The sequence below is a fragment of the bacterium genome (assembly GCA_016124905.1).
In the GTDB taxonomy this organism is placed as follows: domain Bacteria; phylum Pseudomonadota; class Alphaproteobacteria; order Rickettsiales; family RI-342; genus RI-342.
Map to the genome: position 1 here is coordinate 89,908 of WGMV01000002.1, position 23,442 is coordinate 113,349.

The 23,442-nt window shown below is 45.5% G+C and carries 22 protein-coding genes; 12 read left to right on the plus strand and 10 right to left on the minus strand.

The window, feature by feature from the left end; translation table 11 throughout:
• The first annotated feature begins 80 nt into the window (after positions 1 to 80).
• From GC177_00510 to GC177_00520, 3 genes are read left to right on the plus strand one after another with little or no spacing between them, the layout of a single operon-like run.
• Complete coding sequence (locus tag GC177_00510) at positions 81 to 584, plus strand: hypothetical protein (GenBank protein MBI1274438.1); 504 nt, start codon at positions 81 to 83, stop codon at positions 582 to 584.
• Positions 581 to 1,381 carry a hypothetical protein gene (locus tag GC177_00515; GenBank protein MBI1274439.1) on the plus strand — a complete coding sequence of 267 codons (801 nt, stop codon included), beginning with the start codon at positions 581 to 583 and terminating at the stop codon, positions 1,379 to 1,381. The genes GC177_00510 and GC177_00515 overlap by 4 nt, the downstream gene beginning before the upstream one ends.
• A gap of 12 nt (positions 1,382 to 1,393) precedes the next feature.
• Positions 1,394 to 2,998: a TraM recognition domain-containing protein gene (locus GC177_00520; protein MBI1274440.1), complete on the plus strand. Its 1,605-nt coding sequence runs from the start codon at positions 1,394 to 1,396 to the stop codon at positions 2,996 to 2,998.
• On the opposite strand, the gene GC177_00525 is transcribed toward GC177_00520, so the two are convergent.
• A complete protein-coding gene (locus GC177_00525) occupies positions 2,974 to 3,294 on the minus strand; it encodes a hypothetical protein (GenBank protein ID MBI1274441.1) in 321 nt (106 codons plus the stop codon). The genes GC177_00520 and GC177_00525 overlap by 25 nt on opposite strands.
• A complete protein-coding gene (locus GC177_00530; GenBank protein ID MBI1274442.1) occupies positions 3,294 to 3,665 on the minus strand; it encodes a hypothetical protein in 372 nt (123 codons plus the stop codon). Before GC177_00530 ends, GC177_00525 begins: the two co-directional genes overlap by 1 nt.
• A 661-nt stretch (positions 3,666 to 4,326) precedes the next feature.
• Here GC177_00530 and GC177_00535 point away from each other — a divergent pair.
• Together GC177_00535 and GC177_00540 are read left to right on the plus strand one after the other, a co-directional pair.
• A complete protein-coding gene (locus GC177_00535) occupies positions 4,327 to 4,755 on the plus strand; it encodes a hypothetical protein (GenBank protein ID MBI1274443.1) in 429 nt (142 codons plus the stop codon).
• Positions 4,752 to 9,410: a hypothetical protein gene (locus GC177_00540; GenBank protein MBI1274444.1), complete on the plus strand. Its 4,659-nt coding sequence runs from the start codon at positions 4,752 to 4,754 to the stop codon at positions 9,408 to 9,410. The genes GC177_00535 and GC177_00540 overlap by 4 nt, the downstream gene beginning before the upstream one ends.
• On the opposite strand, the gene GC177_00545 is transcribed toward GC177_00540, so the two are convergent.
• Entirely contained in the window at positions 9,411 to 9,842 is a 432-nt protein-coding gene (locus tag GC177_00545; GenBank protein MBI1274445.1) for a hypothetical protein, read from the minus strand.
• On the minus strand, positions 9,839 to 10,057 hold the full coding sequence (locus GC177_00550) for a hypothetical protein (protein MBI1274446.1): 219 nt from the start codon (positions 10,055 to 10,057) through the stop codon (positions 9,839 to 9,841). The genes GC177_00545 and GC177_00550 overlap by 4 nt, the downstream gene beginning before the upstream one ends.
• Before the next feature lie 223 nt (positions 10,058 to 10,280).
• On the opposite strand from GC177_00550, the gene GC177_00555 reads away from it, so the two are divergent.
• Positions 10,281 to 10,478 (plus strand): hypothetical protein, encoded by a 198-nt coding sequence (locus tag GC177_00555; protein MBI1274447.1) that lies wholly within the window; start codon positions 10,281 to 10,283, stop codon positions 10,476 to 10,478.
• Positions 10,479 to 11,110: 632 nt separating this feature from the next.
• On the opposite strand, the gene GC177_00560 is transcribed toward GC177_00555, so the two are convergent.
• On the minus strand, positions 11,111 to 11,437 hold the full coding sequence (locus tag GC177_00560) for a transcriptional regulator (GenBank protein MBI1274448.1): 327 nt from the start codon (positions 11,435 to 11,437) through the stop codon (positions 11,111 to 11,113).
• Between the two features lie 3 nt (positions 11,438 to 11,440).
• Positions 11,441 to 11,767, minus strand: a complete 327-nt coding sequence (locus GC177_00565; GenBank protein MBI1274449.1) for a type II toxin-antitoxin system RelE/ParE family toxin — start codon at positions 11,765 to 11,767, stop codon at positions 11,441 to 11,443.
• Between the two features lie 184 nt (positions 11,768 to 11,951).
• On the opposite strand from GC177_00565, the gene GC177_00570 reads away from it, so the two are divergent.
• Entirely contained in the window at positions 11,952 to 12,620 is a 669-nt protein-coding gene (locus GC177_00570) for a hypothetical protein (GenBank protein MBI1274450.1), read from the plus strand.
• On the opposite strand, the gene GC177_00575 is transcribed toward GC177_00570, so the two are convergent.
• A complete protein-coding gene (locus tag GC177_00575; protein MBI1274451.1) occupies positions 12,617 to 13,195 on the minus strand; it encodes a hypothetical protein in 579 nt (192 codons plus the stop codon). The genes GC177_00570 and GC177_00575 overlap by 4 nt on opposite strands.
• Positions 13,196 to 13,649: 454 nt before the next feature.
• On the opposite strand from GC177_00575, the gene GC177_00580 reads away from it, so the two are divergent.
• The 5 genes from GC177_00580 (at position 13,650) to GC177_00600 (ending at position 18,058) form a co-directional block, all read left to right on the plus strand.
• On the plus strand, positions 13,650 to 14,159 hold the full coding sequence (locus GC177_00580; protein ID MBI1274452.1) for an antirestriction protein ArdA: 510 nt from the start codon (positions 13,650 to 13,652) through the stop codon (positions 14,157 to 14,159).
• A 178-nt stretch (positions 14,160 to 14,337) separates the two neighbouring features.
• Complete coding sequence (locus tag GC177_00585) at positions 14,338 to 14,913, plus strand: hypothetical protein (GenBank protein MBI1274453.1); 576 nt, start codon at positions 14,338 to 14,340, stop codon at positions 14,911 to 14,913.
• Positions 14,910 to 16,286, plus strand: a complete 1,377-nt coding sequence (locus tag GC177_00590; GenBank protein MBI1274454.1) for a hypothetical protein — start codon at positions 14,910 to 14,912, stop codon at positions 16,284 to 16,286. Before GC177_00585 ends, GC177_00590 begins: the two co-directional genes overlap by 4 nt.
• Positions 16,270 to 17,460 carry a helix-turn-helix domain-containing protein gene (locus GC177_00595; GenBank protein ID MBI1274455.1) on the plus strand — a complete coding sequence of 397 codons (1,191 nt, stop codon included), beginning with the start codon at positions 16,270 to 16,272 and terminating at the stop codon, positions 17,458 to 17,460. The genes GC177_00590 and GC177_00595 overlap by 17 nt, the downstream gene beginning before the upstream one ends.
• The gene (locus tag GC177_00600) at positions 17,435 to 18,058 is read left to right on the plus strand and encodes a DNA-binding protein (protein MBI1274456.1); all 624 of its coding nucleotides are present in this window, start codon (positions 17,435 to 17,437) and stop codon (positions 18,056 to 18,058) included. Before GC177_00595 ends, GC177_00600 begins: the two co-directional genes overlap by 26 nt.
• 11 nt (positions 18,059 to 18,069) lie before the next feature.
• Here the strand turns inward: GC177_00600 and GC177_00605 are convergent, their stop codons facing one another.
• The 3 genes from GC177_00605 to GC177_00615 are packed head-to-tail and all read right to left on the minus strand — an operon-like array spanning position 18,070 to position 23,432.
• Entirely contained in the window at positions 18,070 to 20,691 is a 2,622-nt protein-coding gene (locus GC177_00605) for a restriction endonuclease subunit R (GenBank protein MBI1274457.1), read from the minus strand.
• A gap of 4 nt (positions 20,692 to 20,695) precedes the next feature.
• Positions 20,696 to 22,462, minus strand: coding sequence for a site-specific DNA-methyltransferase (locus GC177_00610; GenBank protein ID MBI1274458.1), 1,767 nt, complete (start codon positions 22,460 to 22,462; stop codon positions 20,696 to 20,698).
• Between the two features lie 31 nt (positions 22,463 to 22,493).
• Entirely contained in the window at positions 22,494 to 23,432 is a 939-nt protein-coding gene (locus tag GC177_00615) for a hypothetical protein (protein MBI1274459.1), read from the minus strand.
• Positions 23,433 to 23,442 lie beyond the last annotated feature (10 nt).

Here is a 23,442-nt window from a genome sequence, read left to right on the forward strand (position 1 = left end):
CTAACTGCCCACACTCATTCATCATGGAATCACAAAGGTTTATGTAAATCAACATAAGCCTCTCTACAAAGGAGGATTCCATGTCGCAACAAGATTTAATTTTCAATCAGCCTAAATCCCCGCCACCTAAAAAGAACTCCAAAAAATCCCGGCAATTACCCAGCCTTAAAACAATCATGCTCATCGCTGGAGCCGTGCCGGTCACGATTTCCGCTGGCATGTTTGTGTGGGGAACGCTTGGAGAGGTGCTTTTACCTGAGCAATACCGCTTCTCGACATTTATAGGAACGCGCCTTGGGCATACCGATGCAAAGAAAATAGAAGCGAGTCTGCCAGCAGAAACCCAAAAGGCAGAAACCATCACCGCTGCACAAGGTCTTGTCCAATTGCGCCAAGCTTGCCAGCAGAACAGATTACAGGCAGCGCAACAGCTTTATGCGTCTTGTATTCAAAAGGATGGCGTTATCACCGGCTGTAATTTTCAGCGCGATGAGCTGATGGCCTTGCCCTGCCATCACTTTCTGCCTGCCGATCTCTCTCCCCAGCTTCAAAACATAATGAAACAAACAGGAGGTTCGCTATGAAACGCGCTCTTATCATCACGTCATGCCTATGCCTTGCTGCTTGTAACGTGCATACGAATTACGGCAGCCTTGCCTATCGCGGCCAAAATACCGGGCTATTCAGTTTTTTGAATACCCCGCAACAGCCTCAAACTCGCTTTGCCCAGGTTGATCCAGCACAAGCGCCCCGCCGCGCCGCTGAAAATGCAAGGCGGGAAGCACTCAGCTTGAAAGCACAACTGCAATCTTCACAAAACGCTCTGGCCAGCAATCGCGCATGGCAAGATGGCACATGCGTAAAGCCCGCTCTGCGTGATGTACCGCCAAAGCCTAAACAAACTATTTCTGATGAAGAAATCCGCAAGCAATCTATCGGTCATTGTCTGGATTTAAGCGCTCGCCGTATGTCTTCGCGCCAGCTTTACGAAGCCCTGTATAGCGCGAATATGGATGAATACTGGGTAATCTATCAACACTGGCAGAAATTCGAGAAAGCATCCTGTGCCCGTATTAGCCGCTCGCTAACCGATGATTGGGTTGCAACCAACCTTTGCGGCGTTGTTGGTAAAATGGGGGTATGGGCTTGCGTTCAGGATATGGTTGAAGCCTGTATTCAGCAAGCCAGTAATAATTGCCGTGCCTCGATTATCAATTGGGAGCGTGATGTCGCAACTATAAAGCGTGAACCAGAAACGCTTCTACAGCAATGCCAATCCAGCCTTGAAACCATAGAAAATGCGAAGCAGCGCATTCCTCAGATGGAAATGGAGGCAACGCTTAATGAGCGTGAATACCAAAACATCATGCACAGCAAATAAGGGAGAATAACCATGAACCTCCCACCACTTCCCCGCAAAGACCCCGATCAGGAAACTAGCGCTCCATTATCTTCAAGCGAATGGACGCCTTCTGAGATTATTATTAGGGCTTTGAAGCGTGATATTAGCAGCAACACACCTAAGAATTTTTTGCTGCTGGGAACGCTTGAAGATGAGCAAGGCCGTCATTTTATCGGGGTTGAAGATGATCGTCATATCTTTACTGTTGCGTCCAGCCGCTCAGGTAAAGGTGTCAGCCTGCTTATTCCAAATCTTCTTACCCTTACAAACTCTGTTGTGTGTCTTGATCCCAAAGGAGAATTAGCGGCCACTACCGCTCTTTACCGTGCTGAATTTATGGGGCAGAAAACCATTGTGTTCGATCCATGCCGCATAGCACTCGTGAGCGCCGCCTTGCGCGGTAAATTTAATCCTCTGGAACATCTTGATATCAATAACCCGCAACTAGGAACCGATGTTGGCGCAATTGTAGACGCTATGCTGATTTCTGATGGCGGTAATGATCTGCATTGGCATGAATCTGCCCGTAGTTTCATTAAGGGCATTATTCTCTGGATGCTTGCCGTTGCCGGTGAAAATAAAGAACTCCGCAGCTTCAAGCTGCTTTATGAACTGGCAACTCTTGGGATGGCTGATGAAGAAGGCAATTATTCTACAGAAAATCTCTTGCTGAATATGAAGGCCGCAACTCACCTGTTCGGCGGCACTGTTGCGGCAGCGGCTGCAAGACTGTTGAATATGGGAGAAAATGAACGCGGCTCTGTTCTTTCCACCGCATGTCGTAATCTGGAATTCTTGGAAGATGCTGGCATTCAAGATTGTATGAGTGAATGCACGATTGATCTGGCGGAGCTTAAAACCAATCCCAAGGGCGTTACGATCTATATCGTCTTACCAGAGCGTTACATGGCAACGCATTCCAGATTTTTGCGTTTGATGGTGTCATCAGTTTTGCAAACAATGGAGAAAACGCCCAAAGCACTTGATGAGCAGGGCAATGCATTGCCGCCTACCGTGATGATCTTGGAAGAATTTTCTACACTTGGCTACATGCAAAGCATTGAACGTGCAATTGGCTATATCGCCGGGTTTGGCGTTCGTTTGTGGACCATCTTGCAAGACTTTAATCAATTGAAGAAGCACTACAGAGATACCTGGGAGAGTTTTATCAGCAACTCCGGCGTGATTACGGCGTTTGGCAATAACGACGTGACCACCACGAAATATCTCTCAGAACGCTTGGGCAAATGCGAAATCAGCCGCATTGTGCCGCAATACAGTACCCAGGAAGGCACGAGCCAAAACCAAAGCACTGTCATGCAGATGATGCACTCTATGGGCGATCAGAAAGGCTTTACTCCGCAAAGCAAATCAAAGTCTCACAGCCAGACTATCAATTATACGACCCAGCTTTATTCCACATCCCTGATTACACTCGATGAAATCTCAAAGCATTTTGCGCGTGAAACAGGCGTGATGCTGGTTCAGGTAGCAGGGACCAATCCCTTTCGCGTTCAACGCATTCGCGCCCACGAAGATGAAGCATTCAAGAATAAAATGAGTCCGAACCCTTACCATCCAGCAAAGGGTGCATGAGGGTCTTTATGATCCAGGTAGAAATACTGCATCGTAATTCCAAAAGCCTTTTCAAATGCATCTTGTGCAGACAAAGAAGGTTCGGCCTTAGATGCTTCATAAGTGGATGCAATGATGCTCTCTGCATCATAACCTTGTGCGGGCGCAATCAGCCAATCAAACATCTGAAAATACCACTCATCAAGTGTAATCCGCAAAACCAATCCTGTGGGCATTATAAATGTCCGGGAGGGATAGTTTTTGCCTGGTTCTTGAACTCTGTCTTTACCAACGCCTTGATATACTTTTTCCATCATCACCGCTCCATACTGGCTGCTTTGAAGTTTTCTTTAAGTTTATCAAATGACTTTGTCGGTTTGCGAGATAATTCTTTGCCCTGCTTTTCCAAAAGAACACCTGCTGCCTTGTTAAATTTTGCTGATAACGGTTCTTCTAGGTTTTTAAGTGGAATCTTTTGGAGCTGTATTTGCAAAAACCGGGCGTTTAATTGTTCACGCCTAACAGATTGCCCCATAGAACCACCCATCTCGAATGTAAATTTCGGATCAGGGATGGGCGCAAAACTTATTCCAGCACTTTGCATCGGCGGACCGTTATTTATCAAAGCGTTCGCCATTGCTTGCATAAAGACCGGCCTAAGATTCTGCTTTGACTCAGGAATTTTCACAAAATGCTCAAATGATGGTTTGACTCTATTTTCCGTATTTCAGAGAATAAGGGAACCAAACATATGTCCGGACACACCCAAAAATGTTCCGGACATATGCGCGGTAAATCGTTCAGCACATCATCTTAATCAGCAAAGAGAGAACTCTTATGTCCACGCAAGAATGCACGGAATGCAAAGGCACAGGCCAAAAGCTTGAGCATGTGAAAACCGCTTGTTATAGTTGCGGCGGTTCAGGATATGATTGGAGCGGCACACCCTGCCGTGCAGGCTGCAATCACGGCAGCACACAATCAGCCGCACACACTGATTGCACAACATGCAACGGTACAGGGCAGCGTACTGTCATCTATTACGGCGGTATGTACTAACTGACTTTCCAATTGGCTCATGTAGAGCCATTTTTTTCATCACACATGATATGCATGTCGGCAGTTGATGCCGACATTTCTTGGACAAATGCAAAGCTGACATACCAGCGTATGACGCTCTAAAAACCCTTATTTTATGCGGTTATTTTCATAGCCGCTCAAGCATTTGATTCTGAAAATCGAGAGTCGCTATCCTGTGGATAACTCCATTCTGGACGGGAATTAGATTCGCATTCCAACCTATACGCACGTCAAAGTGAAAATACAAAATTTCAGTTGGGAGTAATTTCGTGAAAGTTTTAAAAGATATCGGAATAATCTTTCTAAGCTGTTTTGTTTATTCATACTTAAGCAACCACATAGTTCATCGTGCTCCATATGATAAAATTTTACTCGATATTTTTTATGCTCTTTATTTTTCATCCATATGTTCAGCAGTATTTATAATATCAATAAGGCGATTTCAATCTAAACAACTGTTTGTATTTCTATCTTTCGCAGCAATGGCTGTTTTGTTTTATTTCAATTTAATTGGCGCCGAAAAAATTTCATTGCACGAAAGAGTTTTTGGTAAAGCAATTTTTATTGACGGCAATGTCACTCCCTTTGGAAGCCTTTATATCCTAATTGATCCAGTAGGCATTATGACTGTTTTATCGGTCTGCTATTGGCTTTGCCCCCATATTTTGAAGGCTTGTAGAATAGGTGAAAGTAAATGAGTTACTTAGCAAATGGCTATACGATTGAACATACATCAACAGGCTTCACGATAACACGTGGTGAAGATACACCCATAACCATTACAATTCCTGATTTTGAAGAACTGGGAATGGACCCAGAGGATTCTGAGACTTATCATGGATATATCCAAATAGATAAAATAGGTACTACCGCCGAAATGTCCGGCGCTGCGCTTTGGGGTAACTTAAAAGAAGAGCCTACCCCCACGCCTAGCAATATTCAGAAATCCAATGGCTCCACTTCCTTTGTTCCCGGACTTGGATCAGTAACTCATTATTTTAATGAAAGTGGCAAGATCGTTGTCAATATTACAGAAGAAGGTCACTTGTTATATCCAGGTGCCGTTATTCGCCAGGTGTACGAAGAAGATGGCTCTCTTTATGTAGCAACGATTGGTGTTGGAAACGGCTCCGCCGCAAATCTCAATATACTTTTAAGCGGAGCATTATGGGGTGCCACAACATTCAGATTAAGACATGAAACCATTTATGAAGAAAATCATCCGGGTTTATCAGGGGATAATATAGATATTGCTAATTCAGCGAGCGTCATTAATGCACAATCTCTGTTCGGGCTATCTCGGGCACAACGCGACCCCTTAATCATAGACTTTGATGGTGATGGTTATGCCTTCACTACAAGTTATACAGAAACTTCTGTTTATTTCGATTTAGACAATGATGGATTTGCCGAAGCAGTATCTTGGGCCAGAAGCGAAGATGCATTGCTTGTGCGTGATTTAAATGAAAACGGCGATATCGACAATGCCAATGAATTATTTGGCTCTAGCACAGTTGCGGGATTTACGGCTCTTAAAGCCATTGATAGCAACAATGATGATGTGATTGATAGCAATGATGACGCATGGGAAGATTTGCGTGTATGGAATGATGCCAACGGAGACGGCCACGTTCAAGATGGTGAACTCTATACAATGGACGATCTTGACTATACCTCCATTGTCATTCCGATCAGCGGCGCAAATTCAATTATCACAACCTTGGGTGACGACGTTGTTATCGGTCAACGTGATTTTCTCATGGATGATATAAACACCAAATATATCGGTGCCTATGAGTTAAGCACAGAAGTGTGGCTTCTTCCTACGCTTCGTGGCTATGGAATGGTAAAAGACTTACATATTGAGATGAGCATTGATAATACCGGCTTGGGCAATTTGCAGAGCAAAATGCAGAACTATGCGGATCAGACCATTGAAGAATTTTTTGCTGATTTTTCTAGCAACAAGACTTCCTTTGATGGATTTCTTTGGCAATGGGCGGGAGTCGATGGTTTAAGCTCGACTGGCCGCGGCCCTTATCTGGATGATGCGCGAAAGTTGGAATTTCTTGAAGCCTATCTAGGTGAAGATTTTGCACAAGCACGGTTTCCTAATCCCGATCCTCTCTCGATTTCTGCACAACTACTCATGAATATCTATAATAATTTGCGTAATGCCTTGTTTGCAGAAGTGGTATTTCAGCTTTTTGGCAATCAATTGTTTTCTACCCCTGGGCATTATGATGTTGCCAGCGGTGAGTTTAATTTTGATTCAACGCCTGAGCTTTCCGAAGATGCTTTGTTAGCGCTTGGCACCGAAGGAAACTCTGCTGGTGATAAGCTTGAATTTTGGTCACATATTGCTTGGTTTATCGAAGCTGTGCGCGGGGACCTCTCAGGCTTTACAGTTGATGAGCAGGATTGGCTTGATGATGCTGTGTATCTTTCAGATTCAACTCTTGATTGGTCGGATATCACAACAAATTATATTAGTGCCTCGGATCAGATTTTAACAGGAACCACAGGCAACGACGTACTTACAGGAGCCTCAGGTAACGACACAATTACAGGTGGCGACGGTAATGATACCCTGAGTGGTGGTGACGGAAATGATATGATTGAGGGCGGTGATGGCGATGATTACATCACGGGCGGCAATGGACATGATGAGTTGTCAGGTGGTGCTGGTGCGGACACATTAAGCGATGGCGCTGGCTCTGATCTTATGGAGGGCGGCACGGGCGATGATCTTTATATCTGGTCAGGTGGCGCTGATGATTTCATATACGATGAAGCTGGCACAACAGATACGCTACGCATTGCGGTAGGCGGAGCCATTACCTTTGAGCGTCTCTGGAATGATGATCTCATAGTCAATGTCAATGGCAACAATAGAATTACGCTGCAAAACCAATTGAACAACGCGGAAGGCAATGCAAACCGTATTGAGCGGATTGAAAACGCGGGAGGCACGCTCATTTATGATATGACCGCATTTGTTGGTGATATCACCACCTATGGCGGCTCGCTCAATGACACCTTGATCGGCGTAACGGCTGGCGCTTCGGTTAATGACATCATGTATGGTTTAGGCGGCAATGATACTCTGCTGGGCGGCACAGGCAATGATGAGCTGTATGGCGGTGATGGCGATGATATTCTTGATGGCGGAGTGGGTATTGACAGGCTTGATGGTAATGACGGCGATGATACCTATTATTATTCCGGGGGCTTAAAATTCTTCAGCGAACATGGAACTGGCACCGCAGACAAAATTATTCTCACGGGTGATTATGAAGATGCGTCCTATCAATTAATAAGATTGGTTTCCGGCGTCGATGGCAGTAATGATCTGACTGTTTTCTTTGATAGTGAAAACAAGATCAGGCTCGACTCTCAGTTTGTTGGATTAAACAACAACGATAAGATGGAGCTTCTCTATGTTCATGAGGGCGCTTCATCGGTTGATCTGCTCAATCTTACACTAACAACCTATGGCTCAGAGGCTGCTGATACAATTACAGCCGTGAATGGGCTGGTTGATTGGGATGACACCATCTATGCATATGGCGGCGATGATATCATCTATGATGACGTTGTGATTTCAACCTCTGTCTATACAGGAGCCGATGTTATTTACGGTGGTGATGGCCGAGACACAATTTATCTGGCTGGCGGCAATGATACAGCCTACGGCGATGCTGATAACGACACAATCATTCTTAAAATCTATGACAACACGCTGCGCGACACCACGATTGATGGTGGCGCAGGGTTTGATAAATTGATTTTGTCAAAAGAAGGCTCATCTTGGAATGCTACCTACGGTGTTCAGATTGATATCAGTGATCCTAACAATGGCTTTTACCGCACTTGGTATTTCTCAGGCTCTTATCTCTATCAAACATCATATGGTGACTTTTCGTCCATCGAATATGTTGAATCAAATTTTGATGGCACGCGCATCATTGGCGGCAACGCAAATGAGCATTTCAAGCTAACGGGGGGCGGTCAAAACAATGTCATTGCTGGCAATGGCGATGATATTATTGATGCATCCGCTAACGCGGGCGGCGGTGACACTATTGATGGTGGCGACGGCGACGATATTTTCAAAGTGGGTGTTGGTGTTGACGCTGTTTATGATGGTGGTGGCATTGATATCGTTGAGATTGGTTTTGCAGGGGGCATCACGATTGATAATGTCACGATTGATGTGTTTTACGATCACCTCAGATTAAATGACGGCACAAACTATACATATTTGGCTGATTTCTTCACCACAGCCGATTTTGAATATCTAACGGCCCATAACGACGGCATGATGCTTGATTTATCCACCTATGCAAGCTGGACTTGGGGCACAAGCGGAGCCAACACAATCACAGGCACATCTGGTGCTGATACCATTGTTGCACGATCAGGCAATGATACGGTTAGTGGCGGTGATGGTAACGACACCATTGCCGGAAATGATGGCGATGACACGATCAATGGCGGCAACGGCAACGACTATCTTTATGGCGGCGCTGGCGCAAATACGGTCTACGGCGATGCTGGTAACGATTTCATCGGTTCTGGTTTTGGTGCTGAGACTGTGTATGGCGGCGATGACAACGACACAGTTCAAACGTCCTTCGTTGTGGCTGGATCAACGGCGCATGGCGGCAACGGCATCGACACCATTGATTTCAGCGGGCGCGGCGACATTATATTCTTAGGTAATACATCAAACCGCGATTACACCATTATTGATATGGGCAATGGCACATCGAAATGGGCTACAGCTTGGACGGGTGGCACGGAAGTTAGCTTCACGGCATTCGATGAGTTTGAGTATGTGAAAGGTTCCAGTCTCCATGATTGGGTTATCGGTGACAGCGGCAACAACCTCATTTGGGGTGAAGGCGGCAACGATAAGCTTGAAGGCAATGGCGGTAATGACACGCTCTTTGGCGGTTCAGGCAATGATGCTCTGTACGGCGGTGCCGGAAACGATACGCTCTTAGGTGGCCTTGGCGCTGATAGTCTTTATGGCGGCACAGACGCAGATTTATTTCTGTATGATGAGGGGTCATATGAATCCGGCGTCATGGACACAATCTATGATTTCACAACAGGATCAAGTGAAGACGTATTGGATATCTCCGGAATTCTTGAATATGATTCACTCTTTGACGATCTTGCCGACTTCGTTGAATTGACGGATGTTGATAGCACACACACCATTGTCAGAGTCGATCTCGACGGCACAGGCACTGACCACACTTGGACAAATCTGGTTCAATTGCAGGATGTGACAGGTCAAACGCTTGCTGGTTTGGTCACAAACGGCAACTTAATCGTTGAATAATTAATGATAGGTATGCTCTGAGACGACAAGACCCGCTTGCTCCATGATGGTTTTAACGAACTCGACATAGCCGGTGCATGACTTGTAGGGCAGATTGCAAATCTCGCTCATAAACCGTGCAGCAGCGCTGGCCCGCCACCATATTTCTGCGCCGGGGTTATCCTCAGTATAAGCTATGTATTTTCTCATATCTTGCAGCCCTTCGCTTTCTTCCCAGATGCCGCTGTCAGTTATGCCCAGCATGTTCTGATAGCGGGTATAGGCTAAGCAAAGCGCGTTATTCAAATGCGGGTCTATGCCGAATTTTTTGGCTTCTTTTAAGGATATTTGCCACCAATTTTCTTGGTAGATAATGCGCTTTTTGACAATGCCCGATCCTTTGGCATTCCACTCAGCAACCAGTTGCAAATACTTTCTATCTACTGCACTCATGGCTTTAAATCCTTTCGCGTGAATGCCGGTTGCGTTGCGGGCGGCGGATTAAAATACTGCAATTCTTTCCGCAGCCACGGATTGACCATGATTTCCAGCATGTCTTCCGGCGTCATCATAAATTCATTCGCATAGCGACAGAATAAAGCATACACATCGCCTTCCATATTGAAGGTGATGGAGATTTCAGGCGTCTGATCGTTTTGTTTGCTCATTTCAGCGCTCCTTTTAGGCTTTCATTCATTCCAGCTTAAATTAGCCATGCCAGATGCGCGGGCCGTATCAACAAGTTTTTCCCCGTAAGCCCTTCCGACGACTCGTCTTACTCGCCGGGAAGTTCTAACGGACGCCCCAGAAAACTTTTTGACACGTCCCTTAATCGCCTCTGACCGAATGGCTTTACGCTGGAATGATCCAGCCTTTACAAAGGAGACTACAATGCAAAAGCAATCCAACAACGGCAAAACCAAGCCAAATCTCGCCGTCAAAATCAAAGAGCAGAAAGGCGAAAGCGTGAGTTTCTACACTATCGGCGCTGCATGGACCAAGGATGACGGCAGTGTTTACATCAAGCTGTACGGTACGCACATCATCAATGAACCGTTTTATCTCTACCCGGCCAACCGCGAGGAATAGGCTTTAGCCGAAAAGCCCTTGCCGAAAACGGCAGGGGCTTTTTTCATGTTCATTATATCGCAATTCATCTATAGATGTGACATGGAAAAACTTAAAAACATACCGCAGAATGTTCCGGACGGTTCTATCGAGTCCGGCCAGGTATGCTTTGAGAAACGCACGGATGAGGCGCATGAAATAGCAGCACGTCTCATGGCGGAGCATTTTGCAAGCGACCCCAAGAAAAAACCAGTTCAAGACTGAGTCTGTTTCCGGGTCACGCCAGCGCATAAGATTTCGTGGGAAGGCAGCTTAGGACTTACTGCAAGATGTGTGTGTAATACACACCATCTTGGCAAGGGGACCCGCTAGCGCGTCCCCGTTGCATCCCCCCGGCTGTGGCGCTCCCGTTCCACTTCGCACCATTGAACCGCATCGCCGGTTCATCACGAGCAAAGGGCGATGTCACTCTCCCTTATGCAATCCCATCGCCCAACCTTATGCAGTTTGGATACGCACCAAGGGGACTTCCGCTCCCCGTTGGAACCCTCGACCAAGGGCTTTCGCGCCCTGGACCACGACCGGGGCTTGGAGCTATGCCGCTCCACCCGGCCCGAACCAGCTTATATCTGAAAAAAATTGTACGGTAGGTGTTATGCGCCGACGCGTTCTGCCTGGACATGCAATTCAACGCCTTCGCGCATTTGCAAAGAGCGTATGATTGCAAAAATATTGCCCGCACTGGGATTGCCAGAGGGGCTGAGCATACGCATAAGGCTCTCTGGCTGTTTATCAACGGCTTTCGCCAATGCAGGAAAGCCGACAGTCGCGTTGATATAATCACGCAAAACGGTTTTTCCTGTTTCCACATCGCCAGAGAGAAGGCATTCAATGCCTTCAACCAAAAGCGCTTCACGGAATTCCGGATCACGAGCAGCCCGTGCTTTAATGGTATCTTTAAAATCGCGTGTCAGTGCCATGATCTATGCTCCTTTCCGTTTTCTATGCTTATATTCATTCCACAAAGCTTGCGCTTCCTGAATATCGTTATTCTGTCTTTTCTTCGTACCGCCGCCTAGAAGGATAATCAGCCTATCGCCATCCTTCCCAAAATAGACGCGGTAGCCAGGCCCGAAATCTATTTTGCACTCATAAACACCAGCCCCCACGCCTTTCACCTGCGACATATTCCCGTTGCTCATACGGGTGACGTAGGTGGACACTTTGGCTGCTGCCCGTGCATCCAGTTCATTGAACCAGTCTGCATAGACGCTGTGGCCGTCTGTATCTAAATATTCTCTAATCTCTATCATAAGATAACATATATGTTAGCAATGTTCAAGGGAATCTAGCTCACCCTATAGCATTGAAACAGCTAAAATCTTCGAGAAATAACGTCCGGACATTCGAAAAATTTGCTCATTGCATACGCCCGTATAGCATAAGGTGTGTTCTTTTTTTATTGAATTAACAGGATGTTAAAATGATTTTGTTATGATTTCCGTACGAATGACAAACACATTGACCGAAACAGGCCCACTTGAGCGGCCAGACAAGTTTCATTCGCTTCAGGCCGAGACGGACGTGAAGCTGGCTATTGATTCCGGCTATGAGCCAGACACATTCGGCAATTTAGGCAACATTCCACTTACAGCCGATCTACAGCGCTATATCAATGAGCAGAAACTCACAATAGCGACAAAAGAATCCGAAGAAGCAAGCAGTATCAAGCTGCGCGAAGAACGCGAAGAAAAGCGCGAGCAGTCACATCAAGCGGCTATTGATGAACTTAGCGATAGTGAGAAACGCGAACAATATCTTAATGAATCTCATGCGTTCGGCGACATTGAATACACTGGGAAACAATGGCAGCGCATTTCTGAATACGCGAAAGCCAACAGAAGCCGCATTACCGAAGACTTACTCGAAAAAGGCTATACACATGCCGACATTGAACAGGGTCTTAAAGTTACCGAGATCATGGCCAATCCAAATGCCACCAAAGAAGAAAAGCAATACGTTGCTGAAGCAGCCAAAAATGACAATGTTTCAGCTATCATTAAAGATGTTGGTGAAGAAGCTGGCTATGAGGCTAAGCAGTCAGAAGCGCCTAAACCCGCTAGCGCACTCCCTCCAACAATGCAAATGGCGCACGATTTTTAAAAGGCGCTACGCTCTACCGCTTTGAGCTTACCATCTGGCAAAATTTCATAAATTAACTTCGCGCTTATGCCCTCTAACGCACCACCAGAGCGTTGCAGGATGTCGATAGCTTTCATTGCTTTCTGTATCTCCTCATCGGAATAGCCTTGTTTTTTCTTGTCCGCATATATTTTCTGCCTGTTCGATTTTGCGTACTGCCCAATTTTTTCCCATTCTTCTGAGGTCAGTTGCATGTCACCAAAATTATGGACGGTTGAAACTGTGATTTTACTACCGTCAGTTTTATACTCTTGCTTTGTTTTTGCGATGACACAGGCTTTGTCCTCATGGGATTCCACGATATAGCCGCGCCCCTGATCGAGAAAAACCCTGCCATCATATGCTCCCAGGACGGATGTTCTGACTTCTCCTTTAGGAGTTTGGCGCTGATATTGGTCTAAGAAACCCAACCCCAATAGCTGCATTTGGCTTTTTAATTCGCTCTTTGGAACACAGCCGATTTTTAGATCCTCTGCCTGTGCAGCAGAAACATTCAATAATCCAATCGCAATCAGTGCTGGAATAGTTTTTCTCATGGGTCTGTCTCCTTAAAAAAGTTAAGGTGACAGACGGCCCCTGGTGCCGAGAGGTTAGAAACGCCTAAGTCCGGCGCGCGACGTATTCGCCGCGAACGGCTGTTGTATTCCGCCGCCCTCTCAGCAGAGAGGACGCGCGTTGTGTGAATACTTGCGCTTATACGACTTAAGGGTTTCTACGCCCTGTCACGCCGCATAGATTATGATTTGATTCCCAAAAAGCAATCAAAACCTTTGAAAAGACTCATTTCTAAGGGGCTTCGCCCCTGGCGCACACAAGGGTAAAGGCGCTGGTGCTTCCGGTATTACAAAAATTTTCCCCTGCCTTTGGCATTCCTCGCGGACGCTTACGCTCCAAAATTTCTGCAATACCGCCCTTGCATTTGCCTCCCCACCCTCGGCGGGAGCCAGGGTTGCATATTTGCAACCCATACCCATTAGAGGAGTTAAGACCATGACACAGCTATACGCTCAACCTTACGATATCAGCGCCACTGGTTTCTTTTTTGAAACAGTTGAGGAATACGATCAGAGAGCCGCTGCCTTGCGTAATTCATACGGCCAGCTTGTAGAAGAATTTGAAATCCAATTCATTGACGGGAAAAGCATAGACGCAGAATTATTTGAGGCTTTGGGCGTTCATCAAGGCGATATACAAGCGTACATGGAAGCAACAGATAGTTGGAGCGATGATGAAAAAGTAAGGGTCATTATCGCTCTTAGCGAAGTTGGCTATGATTTTGCTTTGGGAAAAGACCTTCCAAGCAAATTTGAGGATATGGACCTTTACGAAATAGACAGCTTGCGTGATCTAGCTATCCAGTTTGTAGAAGATGGCTTATTTGGCGATATTGCCGAGAACATCAAGTGTTTCTTAGATTTTGATGCTATCGGAGATTATCTAGGGACAGACTATTGCGAAACCACGGTTGCTGGAACAAGGTATGTTTATAGGTGTGATTAATGGCAGAGCCAGGTAAATAATAAACATAATAAGAGGCATTATCGGACTTCTAGGATAATACATAACAACGCATACCCAAATTAAAACGACACAGAGCAGCCTTGAATGTCAGAAATATTATAATGATATTTGACATTGTCAGATAATGAGTGGTAGTCTTGCCTCTAAGGAGGTTATTATGACTGATGGGCCATTCAGGAACTTGAAGTTAAGCAGACGCTGGAAACGCTTCTCAGAAGCGGTACAAAACGATTCGGTTGATAAAGCCGAGGTATGTGCCTTGGCCTCTGATGCATTTGTGCGCGAGATTCTAACTGACGATGCTCAGGCTCTTATGGCCGACCTTCAGGCTTACGAGCAGCGAGAGCAGTTGGATTTTGATCCGACCTCTTCATTTGAAGCCATTTTCGATGACCACAGCAAAACGCCATTTGCAGACACTTTGCAAAAGGAATTGGCGTTTCGTCTAGCCGAAAAGATGCCACCGAACGTTGCTGTTGAACAAGCTCTTGAGGCGTCAGTTAACGATCAGATTATCGAAGCGCGTAACCACATTGAAGAAGAATGCATCCGAGTCCTTGAATCCGGTGAGATGCGGAAAGACCAATTTGATCGAACCATTACGCAGGTGGATGCCGCTTTTGAGACGCTAAATAAAGACGCTATCTGTGATGCGATTCGTGCAGGCGACAAAAACGCTTTCAAGAACGCTGTTTCTAAAAAGAAAGGTCTAGATGAAGGCCCCAATTTATGACCCAGAATAACCGAAATCAGTATGTTCATATCATTGAAAAAGACTTTCAGTCTTCAAAGAAGCTTAGTGCCAGCATAAAAATGGCTGAAATTGGGAAAGAAATCATATTCGATCCGAGCATACTCGATACCTATACCTATGAAGGCTGGAAACCAGTACACCACGACTTATTGGTGATGTGTGCGGCGGTCGAGTATGCAGACAGGCGGTGTGGACGTAATGCTACGCAGTGGTCGCGAACGTTTTGTATTACCGTTCCTGTTCAAGAATTGGAGATATGGCAGCGTCCGGAAGTACAAACGGCCCTTCGCGGCATGCTTCGTCATTTGACGGGCGATAGCTGGCATTTCACTTTTGTTCAGGCTCAGAATTCAGCTTTAAATGGTACGCGCCAAGGTGCGCTACCCTTCGGCAATAATAAAAAATTTGCCCTTGCTTACAGTGATGGACTTGATTCTCGCTGTGTATCCGGGCTTTTTGATACCGATGATACGGCAGTCCGTGTGCGTGTAACAAAGCACAAAGATCGAGTCAAACAGGGCGAACGACCTTTTGATCTAATTCCGTTTACCGTTAAGCTTCCATCATCTCGTGAAAGCGGAGTGCGTTCTAGGGGCTTTAAATTCGCGGCAATAACCGCTATTGCGGCTCAACTCTCTGGCGTCAGCAAGATTATCGTGCCTGAAAGTGGGCAAGGTGCCCTCGGCCCCGTCCTGCTACCACTTCATCAAATTTATGCGGACTATAGAAATCACCCGACGTTTTTCCGTAGGATGGAGGACTTTATAAAGGCACTGCTAGAGTTTACGGTTGTCTATGAGCAGCCTCGTCTTTGGCATACCAAAGGCCAGACAATTGCAGCCTATCTTGCCATGCCAGGAACGTCTCAAGAATTTGTGCTTAGCACTCGATCTTGTTGGCAGCAACGTTGGAACGCACGTCTCAACGGAAAGCTAAGGCAATGCGGGTTGTGTGCCGCATGTCTGCTGCGCCGTATGAGTATGCATGCGGCATGTCTGGATGAGCCTGTTGATACTTACGCAATCAGCAACTTGACTGCGACCAGCTACGAGAGTGCAATTCCGCACAGTAATCATACGCGTCAGAGTCATACGATGGTGGAGTACGGCAGTGTCGGTGCGCGACATCTCCAACAACTGGCAAATATGGCTCAATTACCGGATGCCTTATTACGACCGCACATTTTTGAGATCGCCCAAGCTACTGGTGCGTCAGAACAGAACACCTGTGAAAACCTGAGAGGGCTTTTAGCGCAGCACGCTAAGGAATGGTGCAGCTTCGTGGACGCTCAGGGACAACACAGTTTTATTAAGAATTGGATATTTGGAGGACGCTATGACCGATCTAAATGAAATCAGCGCACAAGAGATAGGCCGTCGTCTTCGTATTGCCCGTGAAAACGCTGGTATCCGTCAGGATGAAGCAGCGCAGGTCATTGGAATGTCGCGCCCAACGCTTGTTTCCATCGAGCAAGGTGCTCGCCGAGTCCGCATACAGGAACTCCAAAGCCTTGCACATCACTATGGTGTTTCAGTCAACGCCATACTACGCCGTGAAGCTGTGCATACCGACCTTGTTCCTCGTTACCGGAAACTAAAGGAAGCGGAAGATGTTCACACGACTGAGGCTGTTCAACTACTTAATAATCTTGTGAAGGCAGAGGTTGAGCTTGAAAATGTTCTGGGCATTGAGCGCCGAAAGAACTATCCGCCGGAACGCGGTATTAATACTGGCGATGTTATAGAGCTAGCAGAACAACATGCTCAGGAACTCAGAAATTGGCTTGGAATTGGCTCCGGCCCAATTACTGATATTTTTAGTTTAATCGAATTTGACCTTGGTATCCGCCTTTATCAACGGCGTCTTTCCTCTGGCTCCAAAGTTGCAGGACTATTCACTTATGAACCCTCAATTGGGGCATGCATCCTTTTGAATGCCAACCACCCGTTAGAACGGCGGATACAATCAGCAGCGCACGAGGTGGGGCATTTCTCAGGCACTCGTCAAATACCTGAAGTGCTTGAAGATAATGAGCAATTCTTATCGCGCGAAGAACGCTATGCCAATGCTTTTGGTCGTGCATTCCTCACTCCGCGCAAAAGCTTTGAGGAAAGTTTCCGTCAGTTAACGGCTGGCTCAGATACGTTGACGAGAAGGCATGTGATTCTTCTTGCTCACCAAAACCATATTTCTCGTGAAGCCTGTGTCCGTCGTCTCGAAGAGCTTGGACTCATTAAAAAGGGTATCTGGGCCTGGTTTGAAGCTAATGGTGGCATTACGAACGCCCAAGCAAAGGAAGTTCTTGGATCGGCTGCGGAGATACACGATCCAGCAAAAGATGACGCCAGCCGCCTCATATCTCATCGGATGAGCCTCATGATGCATGCCGCTTGGAAGCGCGATCTCATGTCGGAAGGACAGCTAGCAGATCTACTGAATATACCCCGCATTGAACTGCGAGCGATAATTGACCAAATTGAGCTTGAGGAAAGCGACACGGATGACTTACTTAAGCTCCCTCATTAAGGATGCGAGTACACTGGTTCTTGATACCAGTGTATTGATAAACTTGCATGCAAGCACCTATGGAGCGCGTATTCTTGCCGCTTTGCCAAATCATGCGCTAGTGCCAGAAATTGTGGCAGCCGAGCTAGAGCACGAAACAAGCAAGGCTAATGGCGAGCATAAGTTCATTTCTGAATTAATCGCCTCACAAAAGGTTCAGATTGTTATCCTGAATGACCAAGAGTTGGAAATCTATACAAAGCTGATGTCGGCAAGTCCCTCGCTTGGTGATGGTGAAGCGTCAACTCTGGCGATTGCCGCTTGCCGCAATCTTTTGCCTGTCATAGATGAAAGAAAAGGAAGATCACAGGTGCAAGCGTATTGCGCCGGTAAGGTAGCCTGCTGGTCACTTGATCTTTTCCAACATCCTTTGGTCTTGGAAAGTCTAGGGAAAATGGCTGCGACTGAGGCACTTTATATGGCTTTGCGTGAAGGGCGAATGCGTATTCATGAAGATCATTGCGATCATGTCGTCGGCCTTATCGGTTCTCGGCGAGCGCTCGATTGCAACAGTTTACCCGGCTATAAAATCCGACGTCAGCAATGGCAAGCCCTCTAATCGTGTGAGCGTTAGAGGCGGATTTGCATCTGCATTTCTTCTTGCCATGTATCTTCCATTAGCATGTGGAAAGAGATTTTCTTGCTTTGATCAGAGACAATATCAATAACACCTGCGGCAACAGGGCTATTCTGCTGTTCCGTTAGGAGGTCGAATAGTTTTCTTTTATATTCAGTATCATCGTTGCCTTTTAGCTGTAGGCCTTTTGTTTCCAATACCATTATGCGGTCGCTTCTAACGCACGCAATAAAATCAGGGTAAACTTTGTTACGTTGCCACCCTTGAAGAGCATATTCTTGTCGAGCGACCATTCTATGCCACCACTGAACCGCACTGCTTTCTGAAAGGTAGAGAGCCAAATTTTTCTCTAGATTATTGAGGTCTTTTTCAAAAACAACCTCGAACAAACTATTCTCAATCGCTGTATTATCTGCATTAACTAGTTTCGGTTCATTCTTACGCGCAAGAGCCTGTAGCTCTTTTGCTATTATAAAGTTCAGCCTTTCATCTCCGCTTGTTGTCAGTCTGAAAACAAGCTCTGATTTTAGTAGCTTCTGTTTAAAGATAGATTCTGATTGCTCATGAACCATTGCCTTGAGGCTTTTCTTCATGCTTTCAATCAGGAAAAGCCGACCATTATAGATGTCTTCGTCGCTATGTCCTTTCGCCCTTAAATCAGCAATAGCCTCGCTGACTAATCGAGATGCTTGCCAAGGGTTCGGAATAATGTCGATAAGCTGGCGAGATAGAAAAGCAATATCAAGCGTCTTCTGGCCCGTATAAGCTTCTTGAATTGTTTTATCTATAAATTCCAATTCCGTCTGTCCGGCTAAGTCCGTTTTTCTGGCAACATCAACGGTGGTAATAGTGAGGGCTGGAGCATCCTTCCCACTAAGAAATTCAGATACATTGTACTTTAGTTCAGCCCAATTTATTGTGGCTAGAATATCCGCATCATAATTTATTTCTCGCCAGTTCTTCCCATGACGGTGGAGAACCTTAGGCAAGAAGATTTTCAAATCATCGAATTTTGACCTACGCCTAACTTTGATTGATTGCGCCTCTTGCGGATTGTTCTGGGATACATCATCACCAGCACGCACATAATCTGCAAGATCGGACATCCCTTCTTCTTCTAAGCCCTTGCGGACATTCTGTACGGAAACCCGCACATCCTGATCAAAACAATAGACGTAGCAATTATTGAGAGATTCAATAGAAGTTGATGTTGCCTCTGGCTGCCGTAAAACACGCCCCACCATTTGGGTCATAGCAGTTTGTGCGGTAGTTTTATCCAGCAAGGTTAGGATATAGGCGAATGGACAATCCCATCCTTCTTGCAATGCTTCCTTGGTAATAATGTATCGGACAGTGCTTAATGGGCTGAGAAGGTCTTCGTTGCCAAGCTCGTCCTTCTCTGATGATTTTATCCGAACTTCTCTCTCATCCACCGACAGGCGATTGATTAGGTAGTCTCTGACATCCAGCGCGTGAATTCGCTTTCCATCTCGTTGATCTTTGCCAGTCCTTTCTACTCTTACGACCATAATCGGGCGGATATAACGCCCATCAGCCGCCTGAAGGGCTATTGCATCAGTGCTCAGGTTTTCCAGTTTTACCTGTGCCTGTGCCAGCGTTCCTTCCCAGTCACCACTTTTTGTATTCATAATGTTGATTGGAAGCTTAATCATCTGCTCGTCTTTAAGATCGGAGCCAGACACATTGACCAAAACATTGCTGATATGGGTTTGTGGATTTGGTGTGGCCGTTAATTCCAGAATGAAAGACGGATTGAAATTGTTTAGGCTCTGACGTGTATTGTCTGAATAGGCTTTGTGTCCTTCATCAATAATTATCATAGGACGCAACATTTTCAGAAGATTGAGGAGGCTGTGTTTAACCGAAACACCTACAAATGCACCAGTATCGCCTATGTCATTGACCTCCAGATCAGGATACAGTTTCAATAGCTCATTATTGGCCGTGTAATCATCTACCTCAGGAAAGAAGGAGATGTATTTTCCTGCGTCACGAAAAATTTTGAGAAATTCTTTATTAGTTGTCCGATTAGCAGCAGCTAAGCGCACCATCATCACGCAGAGATAATTCTGAATATCGAAGGTCGTGATGGGATCATCTTTTTCAAACACTTTGATTCGACCACCTGAAGCCCTCTCTAGGGATTGGCGGTAAGGGTGCTCTCTATTGGCCAATGCCTTCCATGTCTGGCGATAAATTTGTACTGTAGGGACGATCCAAAGAACCAATCCTGTCTGCCGCCTAAAAAATTCCGTATGAACCGCTCCAACACACTCAGCGGCTAAAAGGGTTTTTCCTCCACCCGTGGGAACCTTTAAGCAGATATGAGGCGTTGACCGCTTACGCGCATCGTATCGCGCTACATACTCTGGTACGATTAAGCCCATTGAGCTTTTGAAGCGAGGCAATATTCCGCTGGCTTTAAGAGTATTCCATGTGTTTTTGGCGTAATCATCAATGCCAAGAGGTATCTCTACACCAGCATTCTTAAGGGCTAAAATTGCTTTGTCAGCCTTAGAGCGTTCCGCATAAAGCAGCTCTATATATTCACTAAATCGCTCCATTACCCGACGCTGATAGTCTTTTAATTCCATAGCGTCAGTCTCCCATTATGCGGTGAAGCTGATAAGGGAGCTGGCAGAATGTAATGCCCATGCCCGTTAATTCTTTTTGCCCCATAAATTTATGGGTAGCAAAGACAAGAGCAGTTTTCTTGCCTCGTGCTTGCGCTACGCTTTCAGCCAAAGGCATATTGAGGGCAGATTCGCCTGACCGTAGGAAAGCCAAATCCGGTTTATAGATCAAGTGAACACGATAATTATCAGTTTCACCGACAAAATAATCGGCACCTTGCTTGACCGTATTCAGAACCTGTCCTGTTGCTGTGTAAAAGGCATATCTAGCCAGTTCGTCAAAGCTGGGAAGGTTTTCTCCCTGCAATAGGTTCTCAATATTAATTTCATTGCCAAGAGCGCAGAATGTAAAAGAACCACCAAAACCATCTTTCAAGGCTGCGTCTTTTGTCCCATCCACACCTTTAATTACTCTACGAACACGCTCCGCTGTAATATCATTTGCGTACTTTTCACACTCAACTAGAATAAATTTACGATTGCCGCCATCCTCCTTGTTTAGCGCCAACAAAGCCTCTGCTGTTGTTCCTGAACCAGCAAAGGAGTCAAGCACAACGCTGTCTTTATCCGTTGCCATATGGAGTATTCTTTTTATGAAATGAACGGGTTTGGGGTGGTCAAAATTTTCCAAGCCATTTCCAAGAATCTTTTTTAGCCATTTTCCAGCAACATCTGTAGATATTTCCGGCCCCCACCAAAATGATTTGGTTTTAGTCGTCCTATCAAATGGAATCTCGCCTTCATCATCCCATTCTTCAGATACTTCTTCATCGTCATCATCGGTAAGGTTTTCTGTATCATTTGAGTCTAGGTAGACTCGGTAACTAACGTTCCATTTGTCACTTTTCTTAACGTAAGAGGCTTCAAGTATAGCAAGATTTTCTTCAACTTTTTTCGGCGACCATTTCCAGCAACCTTCTATTCCATCGCTTTTCAATGGATATATTTCAATGTCTGAATCTTTCATCCTTTTAAGGGAGAAAGATTTTTTTTCTTGGTTGTAGTAAATTGGGAAATACAAATTAGAGCGTAGTTCTCTTGTGTCTGCTCCACCGCGCTTTCTTACATCACGTAAAGCATATCGCCTATTACCATCTTGGTACTTAAACTCCTTAATTTGCTTTGTGGATAGAGGTAGTCCTTTGGAAAGAAAGGCACCCTTATCATAAATAAGTAGGTACTCATGGCATTGAGCAACATTTGCTTTGTCATTACGACCTTTTAAATTATTAATTACTGGAACTGTTGCAACATGCTTGGCATTAAAAATTTCATCCATAATTAAATTTAGATTCGTAATTTCATTATCGTCAATGCTAACGAAAATCACTCCATCGTCCGCTAACAATTCCCGCAATAACTGTAGACGTGGCCACATCATGCACAGCCACTTGTCATGGCGTTCGAGGTCTTCTTTATCAACTGGATTAGCCGAATCTTTCAACCATTCTTTAATTAGGGGAGCATTTACGTTATCGTTATAACACCATCCCTCATTTCCAGTGTTATAGGGTGGATCAATATAAATACATTTGATTTTCCCAGCGTATTTTGGAAGTAGAGCCTTCAAGGCATGGAGGTTGTCACCATGAATAATTAGATTGTCATCGAGATTGGGCTTTGCTCCTTTTGCGGGCAAAGATTTTTTTGCGTCTACCGTCAACTGCCGGAATGGAACCGTCAGATGGTGCGCATATACGAACTGTTTTCCTTTAAAATCTAGTGTAGGCATATTTTATCCTTATTAATCTTATCCGCTTTGGCTAGGTCTTATTGACCTTTTCCCCAATATAAACAACTTTCACTTTTTTCTGGTGAGCCGGAAGTGGCCATTCAAAGTGTACCCTTCCCAGCATGGATGACATGCGACCGTGCCAAGTGCAGTGAATTCTTCTTGAGGCATCCTCAGGATCATCAAACCATAAATTTCCATAAGGATCAGCTTCATTAACAAACTGCGGATTGCTTCCTACAAAGTACGTTTTATATAGCTGTTGCCCACGATGAGTCCATGCGCCATTCTGGTCACGCTCTTTAACGATCATTGTCAAAAAACTTAACAGCTCAATAATCCTATTCATGGTAGCCACCTGAAATGGCCTGGAGAGAAGATCGTTTATGGCATCATCAGAAAAACACACATCATCTTCAAACCGTTCCCTTATATGGAAAAAAAGCTCATTCCAATTTTGCGGTATTGGAGAGCTGCCCCTAACAGAAGATTCAAGCGCAGGAATATCCCAAATGTTATGAATATCATACTGCCCGTACACCGAGCCGGTTAAGCCGTGTTGAATTTTCAGAGGCGTTTCTTCGCAGTTTTTACCAGAACCCATTAAACTGAATGCAGACACATCAGTTCCTATAATCTTCCGGCGAGCGGCTTCGCCCAGCCCTTGTTCAGTTACATCAGAGGATAAAAACTCAAAATAATCATCTTGGTGAGAGCATCGATTGTCATTCCAGAAGGGGCCATTGCTAAGCCATTTTGCAGCTATGGTTTTAAAATCTTTATCTGACAACTTTTGTATTGCCTCGTACAGGCAATCGTCTGCCGTTGCCTGTTGGTTTGCGAGCGTTCTCGAAATGAAAAAACGCTCCCGAAATTCGTTGCGCTTATGCCTTATTTCCAGCATCGGTTCCAAGCAGCTCCGAACAGCTTGTAGCGTTGGAAATTGCCCATTCAAGGAAAGATCATTCATATGCCACTCC

Bases quoted from the DNA above. Each gene is read 5' to 3' on its own strand.
- GC177_00585 (MBI1274453.1), top strand. From the start codon at position 14,338: ATGACTGATGGGCCATTCAGGAACTTGAAGTTAAGCAGACGCTGGAAA.
- GC177_00550 (MBI1274446.1), bottom strand. From the start codon at position 10,057: ATGAGCAAACAAAACGATCAGACGCCTGAAATCTCCATCACCTTCAAT.
- GC177_00605 (MBI1274457.1), bottom strand. From the start codon at position 20,691: ATGGAATTAAAAGACTATCAGCGTCGGGTAATGGAGCGATTTAGTGAA.
- GC177_00520 (MBI1274440.1), top strand. From the start codon at position 1,394: ATGAACCTCCCACCACTTCCCCGCAAAGACCCCGATCAGGAAACTAGC.
- GC177_00560 (MBI1274448.1), bottom strand. From the start codon at position 11,437: ATGGCACTGACACGCGATTTTAAAGATACCATTAAAGCACGGGCTGCT.
- GC177_00545 (MBI1274445.1), bottom strand. From the start codon at position 9,842: ATGAGTGCAGTAGATAGAAAGTATTTGCAACTGGTTGCTGAGTGGAAT.
- GC177_00525 (MBI1274441.1), bottom strand. From the start codon at position 3,294: ATGATGGAAAAAGTATATCAAGGCGTTGGTAAAGACAGAGTTCAAGAA.
- GC177_00515 (MBI1274439.1), top strand. From the start codon at position 581: ATGAAACGCGCTCTTATCATCACGTCATGCCTATGCCTTGCTGCTTGT.
- GC177_00600 (MBI1274456.1), top strand. From the start codon at position 17,435: ATGACTTACTTAAGCTCCCTCATTAAGGATGCGAGTACACTGGTTCTT.
- GC177_00595 (MBI1274455.1), top strand. From the start codon at position 16,270: ATGACCGATCTAAATGAAATCAGCGCACAAGAGATAGGCCGTCGTCTT.
- GC177_00510 (MBI1274438.1), top strand. From the start codon at position 81: ATGTCGCAACAAGATTTAATTTTCAATCAGCCTAAATCCCCGCCACCT.
- GC177_00610 (MBI1274458.1), bottom strand. From the start codon at position 22,462: ATGCCTACACTAGATTTTAAAGGAAAACAGTTCGTATATGCGCACCAT.
- GC177_00615 (MBI1274459.1), bottom strand. From the start codon at position 23,432: ATGAATGATCTTTCCTTGAATGGGCAATTTCCAACGCTACAAGCTGTT.
- GC177_00570 (MBI1274450.1), top strand. From the start codon at position 11,952: ATGATTTCCGTACGAATGACAAACACATTGACCGAAACAGGCCCACTT.
- GC177_00555 (MBI1274447.1), top strand. From the start codon at position 10,281: ATGCAAAAGCAATCCAACAACGGCAAAACCAAGCCAAATCTCGCCGTC.
- GC177_00575 (MBI1274451.1), bottom strand. From the start codon at position 13,195: ATGAGAAAAACTATTCCAGCACTGATTGCGATTGGATTATTGAATGTT.
- GC177_00590 (MBI1274454.1), top strand. From the start codon at position 14,910: ATGACCCAGAATAACCGAAATCAGTATGTTCATATCATTGAAAAAGAC.
- GC177_00580 (MBI1274452.1), top strand. From the start codon at position 13,650: ATGACACAGCTATACGCTCAACCTTACGATATCAGCGCCACTGGTTTC.
- GC177_00540 (MBI1274444.1), top strand. From the start codon at position 4,752: ATGAGTTACTTAGCAAATGGCTATACGATTGAACATACATCAACAGGC.